Origin of the sequence: Allocoleopsis sp. (assembly GCF_036703385.1) — a bacterium.
Classification (GTDB): domain Bacteria; phylum Cyanobacteriota; class Cyanobacteriia; order Cyanobacteriales; family Coleofasciculaceae; genus Allocoleopsis.
The window spans coordinates 1-10,942 of the sequence record NZ_DATNPA010000203.1; the positions used below are offsets into that span (position 1 = coordinate 1).

The window sequence follows — 10,942 nt, forward strand, 5'->3', positions numbered from 1 at the left end:
CTGATGATGACCGATGCTGATACAACTAACAAAAGTCCTTCCTTATCTTCCCCCCTCGCAGGGGGGACTGAGGGGGGTTTATTTTTGATTGGGGCGTATCGCGATAACGAGGTCAACTCTGCCCATCCTTTAATGATCACCCTTGATAGCATCCGCAAGGAAGGAGCAACTGTCAACTGTATTACCTTAGCACCTTTACATAGCGAGCCGATCGCGCAACTGATTGCCGATACCTTGCACAGTGACATCGCATCAGTAAAACCCTTGGCATCCCTTATAGTGAAGAAAACTGAGGGGAATCCTTTCTTTGTCAATGAATTTCTGAAAACTCTGCACGCTGAAAATTTACTTACGTTTAACCGTCCTCAATCATCCCTAACCCCCCCAGCCCCCGGACAACAAAAAGCGCAAGCAACATCTGGCTTCCCCCTTTTTAAGGGGGAACTCGGGGCCCCCTCTGGGGATAAGGGGGCAGGGAGGGGGATCTCAAAGAGGGGAGTAAAAGAAGAAGAATCGCTCAATTTCCCCTCTTACCAAGGGAGGGTTAGGGGGGGGTTCTGGCAGTGGGATATTTCCAACATTGAAGCCTTGGGCATCACTGATAATGTGGTGGAGTTGATGATTAGCAAAGTCAAGAAACTGCCTCCAATCACTCAGCAGGTTTTACGCTTGGCAGCTTGTGTGGGTGCATCTTTCGACTTAAACACCCTTTCTATCATTAGTGAACAATCACCCCACCAAATTTCCTTTGAACTAACTCCGGCACTTCAGTCAGGGTTAATTTTGCCGATATCTGAGTTAGATGAACAACTGTTAATTCAAAATTATAAATTCCTGCATGACCGAGTACAGGAAGCCGCTTATGCCTTGATTGATGAGGCGCAAAAAACAGCGGTTCACTTACAAATTGGCCGGATGCTGTTGCAAAATATTGCACCATCATCGTTAATAGACGAGATATTTGAAATCGTCGATCATCTCAATCTTGGTGTAGGGACAGGCACGGGGACACTGCCCCTACATATCCATCAAGAAGAGCGAGATGAAATCGCAAAACTCAATTTGATGGCGGGTCAGAAAGCGAAAGCAGCAACGGCTCATGAGGCAGCACTTGAGTATTTTAATACGGGACTTAAACTTCTAAGTGCAGATAGTTGGCACAGTTCCTATGACCTAACTTTAGCTCTGTATCAAGAAACAGTAGAGGCGGCATACCTCAATGGCGACTTTGAGCAGATGCAGTTACGGGCAGAAGTCGTCCTACAACTGGCAAAAACTCTTATCGACAAAGTGAAAGTCTATGAGGTAAAAATTCAAACCTGTATAGCGCAATCCAAACAACTCGAAGCGGTCAAAATTGGGCTACAAGCGTTAGAGCTAATGGGGATAGAATTTCCCGAAAAGCCTAGTATGTCTGATGTTCAACTAGCACTCTCAGAAACTGCGTCACATTTGACTGGGAAGCAACCCTCGGACTTAATTAACCTACCAGAAATGACCGATCGCTACAAGCGTGCAAGTATGAAGCTTCTCATGGGTGTAACTGCTGCCGCTTATCAAGCCGCTCCTACACTGTTCATACTAATTTTGTTGCAACAAATTAATATATCAGTTAAATATGGCAATTCTCCCGTATCTGCTTGTTCCTATGCCGGTTACGCAGTAGTTCTGTGCAGTGTCGTAGGAGACATTGAAGCGGGCTATCAATTTGGTCAACTGTCTTTCAATGTATTGTCACGGTTCGATGCTAAAGGATTCAAAGCTAAAATATTTTTCTCATTCAACGCTTTTGTCAGGCATTGGAAGGAGCATATTAGGACTACCTTGAAATCTTTGCTGGAAGGCTCTTCTACTGGAGTAGAAACTGGAGATTTAGTATATGCTGCCTTTTGTGCATCCAGGTACTGTCACCATTCATATTTCCTTGGCAAGGAACTGATTTCTCTTGAGCATGAAATGACGAATTACTGTTATTTTATGGAGCAAGTCGAACAAAAAGTCTCATTGAATTACATAAAAATATATCGGCAAACTGTATTAAACTTGTTAGGTCAATCCGAAGCTCCATGTCTTTTAATTGGTGAGGCATATAACGAGGAGACTATGGTGCAGCAACACCTGCTAGCAAACGAGCGATTCGGTATTGGCAGTATATATATTAATAAGCTCATTCTCTGTTATCTTTTTGAGGCGTACCCTCAAGCTGTCGAAAATGCCACACTAGCAAATCAGTATTTAGACGGATTAATGGGGATGCTACATGTTCCTCTATTCCATTTCTATGATTCTTTGGCTCAGCTGGCAGTATATGCTGATGCAGCCGCACCTGAGCAAAAGGGCATTTTCGACAAAGTACGAGCTAATCAGGAAAAGATGCAAAAGTGGGCGCATCATGCCCCGATGAATCACCTGCATAAGTTTTATCTAGTGGAGGCAGAGCGCTATCGGGTTTTGGGTCAATATATGGAGGCAATGGACTATTACGACAAAGCCATTGCCGGAGCTAAAGAGAATGAATACATTAACGAAGAAGCTCTAGCTTACGAACTTGCTGCCAAATTTTACCTGGGTTGGGACAAACAGATAATTGCCCGAACTTACATGAGTGAAGCCCATTACGCCTACACTCGCTGGGGAGCTAAAGCAAAGGTCGAGGATTTAGAAACAAAATACCCACAATTACTGACTAAATCATCACGTCAAAGTATTACTTCCACTCGCACGACAAATAACACTACCACAACTGGCTCTCAGTCAGGTGCAGCTTTGGATCTAGCCACCGTAATGAAAGCTAGCCTTGCGATTTCGAGTGAAATTGTGCTTGATAAGTTACTCGCGTCCTTGATGAAGATTCTCATCGAGAATGCCGGAGCGCAAGTTGGCTACCTGATTTTAGAAATTTCTGGGAAACTGCTGATTGAAGCGTCAGGTGCAGCAGATTCTGATCGCATCACCGTGTTGCAGTCAATCCCCATTGAAAGCAGTCAGGGAGTTTCACCAACCATCATCAATTATGTTGCCCGTACCCAGGAAAGTGTCGTCTTGAATGATGCCACAAGCGAGGGAAACTTTACTAATGACCCTTACATCAAACAGCATCAGCCCAAATCTATCTTGTGCGTACCTCTGCTCAATCAAGGCAAACTCACCAGTATTGTTTACCTGGAAAATAATCTGACAACTGGAGCTTTTACACCCGATCGATTAGAAGTCTTAAAAGTCCTCTCCTCATCTGCTGCTATCTCCATAGAAAATGCGCGGCTTTATAACGATTTAGCCGAGTCCAACCGCACCCTAGAAACCAAAGTGGAGGAACGCACCGCCGAATTAGCTATTGCCAAAGAAAAGGCGGAAGTAGCAAATCAAGCTAAAAGCACCTTCCTTGCCAACATGAGCCACGAATTGCGTAGTCCCCTCAATGCCATTCTCGGCTTTTCCCAACTAATGACACGCAGCCAAACTCTTCCGAAGGAACATGTTGACAATGTTGGTATTATCACCCGCAGTGGGGAACACCTGCTCACGCTGATTAACCAAGTATTAGACTTATCCAAAATTGAAGCTGGACGCACCACTCTCAACGAGAACAACTTCGATTTCTATCGCCTGCTTTGCGACATAGAAGATATGTTCAAGTTGAAGGCGGATGATAAAGGATTGCAATTGGTGTGCGATCGCCCTTGGCGCTGCGCTGCGCGCAATCGCGCCCCCGATGTCCCCCGCTATGTCCGCACTGATGAAGTTAAGTTACGTCAAATCTTGATTAATCTGCTAAATAACGCCATTAAATTTACCTCCGAGGGCGGGGTGTCTTTAAAAGTCAAAAGTAGTAGCGGCGGGTTTAATGACGGCTTCCCAACAACGTTGTCAACTACGTCGCAAGCCAAACCCGCCCGTACAACAGTCAAAAGTCAAGCTGAAACACAAACAACCAATAATCAGCAACCAATAACCATCATCTTTGAAGTGGAAGACACGGGCGCAGGTATTGCTCCAGAAGAGATAGATAGCATCTTTGAAGCCTTTATACAAACCCAAACTGGCAAACAAGCACAGGAGGGAACCGGTTTAGGATTACCCATAACGCGCAAATTCGTTCAACTGATGGGCGGTGAAATGACTGTCAATTCTGTTGTGGGGCGTGGCACTACCTTCAAATTTGATATTAAAGTCGGCGTTGTTGATGCCACTGACATCGAAGCCAAAAAACCGACGCGCCGAGTCATTGCCCTTGCTACGCAACGCTGCGCGAACGAACCCAGCCGACCTCGTTATCGTATTCTGATTGTAGATGACAGGTATGATAATCGCCAACTGCTGATTAAATTGTTGAATCCCCTTGGTTTTGAGCTGAGAGAAGCTAGCAATGGGAAAGATGCGATCGCACTCTGGGACTGTTGGGAACCGCACTTAATCTGGATGGATATGCGGATGCCCGTGATGGATGGGTATGAAGCAACCAAACAAATTAAAGCGACTACTAAAGGACAAGCTACTGCCATTATCGCCCTGACGGCCAGTGCCTTTGAAGAGGAACGAGCAGTAGTACTCTCTGCTGGGTGTGATGACTTTTTGCGTAAGCCATTCCGAGAAGCAGATATCTTTGAGATGATGCACAAACATATTGGAGTGCGTTATATCTACGATGAACCAACGGATTCAACTCCAGCCAAGACAGATATCCAAAATGTTCTCACAAAAGAAGCTTTGGCTGCTGTGCCTATCGAGTTGTTGACTAATTTGTCACAAGCTGCCAGGTTATGTGATATGGAAGAGATTGACAGCTATATCGAGAAAATTCGTAGCTACAATCCCACTCTATCTGACACGCTGGCGACATTGGCAAATGAGTTTCAATATTCCCAAATTATGGCCTTAATTCAACAAATGGGTAATGGGTAATAGGTAATGGTAATGGATAATAGAAAGATACGATAAATCTTAAAAAAATGAATAATGAACAATTAGCCATTATCAATGCACAAGCAAGACAATATTTTAGTTGTTTGGTATTGAAATTTATTTAAGTCCCAACAGCGAAATTAAATTACACCTAGTTGCTGAGGAGAATTCTGCTTCTTAGCGCAGATGAATAAGACGTAAAGATAAGATAATGGCAGGTTAAGTCTCCAGCGAGAGCCTTGGCAAGACCAGCCATTTATTTTTCAGTATTTATGAATACCATTTGCGGCTACCAAATTCTTACTCAAATCTACGAAAGTGCTAACTCCCTCGTTTATCGAGGCATTCGGCTCCAAGACAACCAACCTGTTATCCTCAAGGTACTCAAGGAAGACTATCCCACACCATCGGAACTCACCCGCTATAAACAGGAATATGAAATTACCCGCAATCTGAACATAGATGGGGTGGTTAAAGCGTATGGATTAGAAGCCTATCAGAGAACTTTGGTCATTATCCTTGAGGATTTTGGCGCGTCATCCTTAAGGCAATTGATAGATGAACGTATGGGGAGAGGCACGGGGGCACTACCCCTACCAGAATTTCTGAGCATTGCCATCAAAGCGGCTCAGAGTTTGGGCAATATTCACAGCAACAATGTCATCCACAAAGATATCAACCCCGCCAACATCGTCTTTAACCCAGAAACAGGGATTCTCAAAATCATCGATTTTGGCATTTCTACGGTACTAACCCGCGAAAATCCGACGCTAAAAAATCCCAATGTCTTGGAAGGCACTTTAGCCTATATGTCACCGGAGCAAACGGGACGGATGAACCGAACACTAGATTATCGCACGGATTTTTACTCCCTCGGTATCACCTTCTACGAACTGCTAACGGGACAGTTGCCTTTTGCAACCGATGATGCCCTGGAGTTGGTGCATTGTCACATCGCTAAAGTGCCAGTGTCACCTCATCAGCTTTTACCACAGATTCCTCTATTCCTTTCAGACATTGTGATAAAACTGATGGCGAAAACGGCGGAGGAAAGATACCAAAGTGCCTGGGGACTAAAAGCCGATTTTGAGAATTGTCTTAAGCAGTTACAGACAACAGGAAATATATCTTCCTTTCCCCTCGGTAAGAGTGATCTTTCTGACAAGTTTCAAATTCCCCAAAAACTCTATGGACGCAAGGCGGAAGTTTCTACCTTACTGGCAGCATTTGTTCGCGTAGCGTCAAGTGGCATGTTGATGCTGATGACGCAAACCGCCATCAGAACCTTACAGGAAAGTAACCAGACCGATCCGGTGAAATTTCTGGATATTCTCAACCGCACGATTTATCGCAATGTTGAGCGAATGAATTCTTATAAGAACCTGACGCTTGCTGTACTTGACTACGCTGACAGAAATTTGACTTTGAGCGGTCAACATGAAGAATTGATTGTGGTGCGTGCTAGCGGTGAACTAGAGCGGATTGATACGATAAATCTCGGCTTTCCCATTGGGTTGGAAGAGGAGATTGCTGATTTCATCGCATCTGAACAAGTGCAACTTAATCCAGGAGATATAGTGGTGTTATACACCGATGGAATTACAGAAGCCTTCGACATGGAGCGCAAGCAATACAGAATAGAGCGGTTATGTGAAGTCGTCCGGCGTAACTGCGATCGCACAGCACAAGGAATCAGACAAGCGGTAATAGAAGATGTGCGGCGGCATATCGGTGAACAGAAGGTTTTTGATGATATTACGTTGGTGGTACTCAAACAGAAGTAAGTGGCAAAGTTGTATGGTTTTTAAATTTATTTAGATCCCAACAGCGAAATTAAATTACGCCGAGTTGCTGATAGCAAATTCAGGCTGGCCTCCATTGCTGTTTATAAACATTGGTCGGAACCAGAACTAGTAAAAACTGTTAAATCGGCTTTAGAAAAAGTCTAACGGCTAACAGAAATAACCGATGTATTAGCAAATTTTGTAGCGGATGGCTAATGGCTAAACCAGTGATTGTCTGCGTTGATGATGAGAAGACTGTACTCAAGAGCCTTAAAGTTGAACTGAAAAAGGCGCTCGGCAATGAGTATCAGATTGAAATTGCGGAAGCTGGGGAAGAAGCCGTAGAGTTCATTACCGAATTGCTAGAAGAAGGCCATGAAGTACCCTTAATTATTTCGGATTATATTATGCCGGATATGAAGGGAGATGAGTTGTTAAAGTACGTTCATCTCATCTCTCCAAAGACCATTAAAATTATGCTAACAGGACAAGCTGATTTGGAAGCGGTAGGTCGGGCAATTAAGTATGCCAATTTATATCGTTATATTTCCAAACCTTGGCAGGCGGAAGACCTAAATTTGACGGTAAAAGAAGCCGTAAACAGTTATTTTCAAAACAAAAAACTGACAGAACAAAACACTCAGCTCCTCAAGGCAGAACAGAAGTATCGCAGCATCTTTGAAAATTCTATTGAAGGCATCTTTCAGGCCACCCTCGACGGGCATTATATTAGTGCTAATTCCGCCTTCGCGCAAATTTACGGCTACGACTCTCCCGAAGAGTTAATCGCGACTCTCTCCAACATCCAGCATCAACTTTACGTCGATTCACAACGTCGTGGAGAGTTCATTACTTTAATCAAGCAGCAGGGCGCTGTATCCAACTTTGAGTCAATGGTCTGTCGCAAAGATGGCGGTATCATCTGGATTAGTGAGAATGCCCGTACTATTTATGATGCGAATGGAGTACCACTCTACTATCAGGGTTTTGTTGAAGATATCACCTCTCGTAAACAAGCTGAAGCTGAGCGGATAAAGTTTACCAACGAACTGTTTCAACTCAACCAGGCCTTCTCACGCTTTGTCCCGCGTCAATTCTTACAGCTTTTAAATAAAAAAAGCCTAGTTGATGTCCAATTAGGCGACCAAGTTCAGCAGGAAATGTCGGTACTATTTTCCGATATTCGCGACTTTACCACCCTGTCTGAAAGCATGACGCCTCAAGAGAATTTCCAATTTATCAATGCCTATCTCTCGCGTATGGAACCCGCGATTATCGAAAATCAAGGTTTTATTGATAAATACATTGGTGATGCGATTATGGCGCTGTTTAGTGGGAGTGCGGATGAGGCGGTGAATGCTGGAATTGCTATGCTGCAACGTCTCGCCGAGTATAATCAACAGCGCGTTAACAAAGGTTACGTTCCAATCTCTATCGGCATTGGCATCAATACCGGTTCTTTAATGCTGGGGACAGTTGGGGGAAAAAATCGGATGGATGGCACGGTGATTAGTGATGATGTCAACTTAGCTTCTCGCCTGGAAGGTGTCACAAAAAAGTATGGGGTGTCGCTGTTAATCTCTCAGCAGACGTTGGCGCGTTTGCAAAATCCAATGGAGTACTGTATCCGCTTTATTGAAAAGACTACAGTTAAGGGAAAATCAAAAGCGGTAGCAGTGTTTGAAGTGTTTGATGGGGATGAGTTGGAACTTAAACAACGCAAGTTAGCCACAAAAGCTTTCTTTGAGGAGGGGTTGTTTTTCTACTATCAGCAGGCTTTCAAGAAAGCGAAACAACGGTTTGAAGCTGTATTGAGTCTTAACCCAAGGGATACGGTGGCTCAAATCTATCTTGAGCGATCGCGATCACAAGAAGCGAAGATTCGACCCTTCCCTTTAGGCGAAAGCGGTTTTCAGGTGGATAGGGCACCCTAACTCTCCAATTTCTCCAGTTCAAGCCCCATCGACAATAAGCTTAGCTTGAAAATAGGAGTCAGGAGCCTCTAACGTTCGATCGTTTGATATTGTCGGTGATAGGACATGTAAGAGTCAGGCATGTATCCTTTGATGCCATTGGCAACGACACCCAACACCGAAGCTCCGGAGATTTTTAAGCCATCTAAGGACTTGGTGAGTAAAGAACGGTCTGTCTTCTGAAGTCCAACCACGAGAACAATACCATCTGTATTTGCGGCTAGGATATTGCCGTCTGCCAGACCTAACAAGGGCGGGGTATCGTAGATGACCAAATCAAAAAAGGCTTGAAATTGCTCCATCAGATACTGCATCTTTGCCGAAGAGAGGAGTTTGATGGAGTCAGAGGTTGGCTGGCCAGCAGTGAGGACAAAGAGGTTTTCCTCAACAGACGATCGCACGATCGCATCATTCAAACTCAAGTCTGTTGTGATCACATCACTGAGTCCCTGCTCGTTTGGTAAACCTAAGCGGACATGAAGCTGAGGACGACGGAGATCGGCATCAATCAGCAAAACGCGCTGACCTATGGAAGCGGCAGTCTGTGCCAAGTGAATGGCAACGGTAGACTTGCCATCTCCCGGAACAGCAGAACCAATCACTAATGAATGAATGGGAGAGCGGGCGCTGAGGAGGCGAATATTGGTATACAGGGAGCGGAATGCCTCTTGGAAGGCCGCAGAGCGCTGATCATGAGCCTGCGCTGCCAAGGGGAGTAAGGCATGGGAACTAACTTCCTCCATAAACGCTGGAGCGAGTTTGGGAGTTTTCCCATCCAGTTTTTTAAGTTTTCTCGCGAAGGGAATTACTCCCAACAGCCGCAGCCTGGTTGCCGCTTTGATTTCCTCAGGCGTATGGAATACCGTGTGCAGAATCTCCACGACAAAACCGATTCCAACTCCCATGAGCAGACTTAACACGCCTGCGATCGCTAACTGGCGCTTTGTTTTTTTCGCAGAAGCAGGAATTGGCTTCCCAAACTTGTCACGCGGCATTTCTGGGGCAGCAATGATCTGCCAAGGCGTTTTTCGTTGGGACGCATCTAACTGTAAGGTTTCTCGTTTCTCTAAGAATTGCTTGAGGCTGTCTGTTGCCACTTGTAATTCCCGCTGGAGATCGGTGTACTGACGGATAACAGCAGGAAATACTTTAATTTTTTCATTAATTTGGCTTTCAGCTTCTGCCAAGGAGCGATCGCGAGCCTCTAATTCTCTGATTTTGCTCGCCACATTATCAAGACTCTTCTGCGCTTCTTGAGCCAAGACGGCTCGTAAATTTCGCTGCTTTTCCCGTAAATCTACAATCGTTGGACTATCTTCTCGAAACCGAGCGGACTGAAGCGCTATGTCCGCTTCAACTTTTTGAAGCTCTCCGATCAGTCTCTCGTAAGCACCAACTTGATTGGTTTCACTAGTCAGAACCGAAGTTGTCTCCCCTCTAATCAGCTGTCTTTGTCGAGTTGAAAAAGCCGCTTTCGCCTGCGCCAGTTGGGCTTGAATATCAATACGCTGTGACTTAAGATTCTGCGCTTGTTCAGTCAGGGATTTCCCTGTTGCTTCTGGCTCATTGAGTGTATATTGCTGCCGAAGTTTTTGCAGTTGTCCCTGGAGGTTATCCACTCGCTTCTGAAGATCTGGCAGTTGGTCATCAATATATTGAACCCCTTGGCGCAAGCTGTTTACGCGCTCATCAACACTATAATTCAAATATATTTTTGCCAGCTGCTCTAGGATATATTTAATTTTATTGGCATCTCTATCGAAATAACTAATATTTAAAATCTTGGTGCCTTGCTGTTTTCCATCTTTTTCATAACTGACTCGTACAATTTCCAGCTGCTCCATGAGTGAGTTGTAAGAGACGTCTGGATACCGAACTTGCAGCTCTTTAATGATTGGCTCCATCAACTTGGGACTTCTCAATACCCGGATTTGAGTTTCATAGTCCATCAAATCGGAGTTTTCGATTCCCAGTCGGGAAACGTCTGCCGCACCCGTGTTGACGCCGGTTTGAGCCGATAAGGATAATTTAGCCAACCTACCTTCTGCCGTGATTGGCTCGACTAAAACACTAAAGGAACCTTTGAAGGTAGGTGGAATCTTTCTGGCTTGCCAAATAATGTATCCGCCTGAGATCCCCGCCAGTATGATTGCTGCCGCCGCCGTGATCGGGGCTCTACGACGCACTACAGCAAACAGCCAAGCCAAATCCAGGGTATTGCCATCCCCTGCTTCCAGCTCTTGGATATCACTGCGAGACCTAAGCTCTGGTAAATTTCCCCCT

Annotated in this window: 4 protein-coding genes; 3 read left to right on the plus strand and 1 reads right to left on the minus strand. The window is 44.9% G+C overall.

The features are described 5' to 3' along the window. From V6C93_RS10165 to V6C93_RS10175, 3 genes are all read left to right on the plus strand, one after another. Positions 1 to 4,902, plus strand: a 4,902-nt coding sequence (locus V6C93_RS10165; protein ID WP_333476544.1) for a response regulator, incomplete at its 5' end; no start/stop codon positions are given. A gap of 272 nt (positions 4,903 to 5,174) precedes the next feature. Next, the gene (locus tag V6C93_RS10170) at positions 5,175 to 6,686 is read left to right on the plus strand and encodes a protein kinase domain-containing protein (RefSeq protein ID WP_333476545.1); all 1,512 of its coding nucleotides are present in this window, start codon (positions 5,175 to 5,177) and stop codon (positions 6,684 to 6,686) included. Positions 6,687 to 6,901: 215 nt separating this feature from the next. Beyond that, on the plus strand, positions 6,902 to 8,620 hold the full coding sequence (locus V6C93_RS10175) for a PAS domain S-box protein (RefSeq protein WP_333476546.1): 1,719 nt from the start codon (positions 6,902 to 6,904) through the stop codon (positions 8,618 to 8,620). Positions 8,621 to 8,688: 68 nt separating this feature from the next. On the opposite strand, the gene V6C93_RS10180 is transcribed toward V6C93_RS10175, so the two are convergent. Then, positions 8,689 to 10,942: GumC family protein (locus V6C93_RS10180; protein ID WP_333476547.1), on the minus strand; the 2,254-nt coding region annotated here is incomplete at its 5' end.

Bases quoted from the DNA above. Each gene is read 5' to 3' on its own strand.
- V6C93_RS10175 (WP_333476546.1), top strand. From the start codon at position 6,902: ATGGCTAAACCAGTGATTGTCTGCGTTGATGATGAGAAGACTGTACTC.
- V6C93_RS10170 (WP_333476545.1), top strand. From the start codon at position 5,175: ATGAATACCATTTGCGGCTACCAAATTCTTACTCAAATCTACGAAAGT.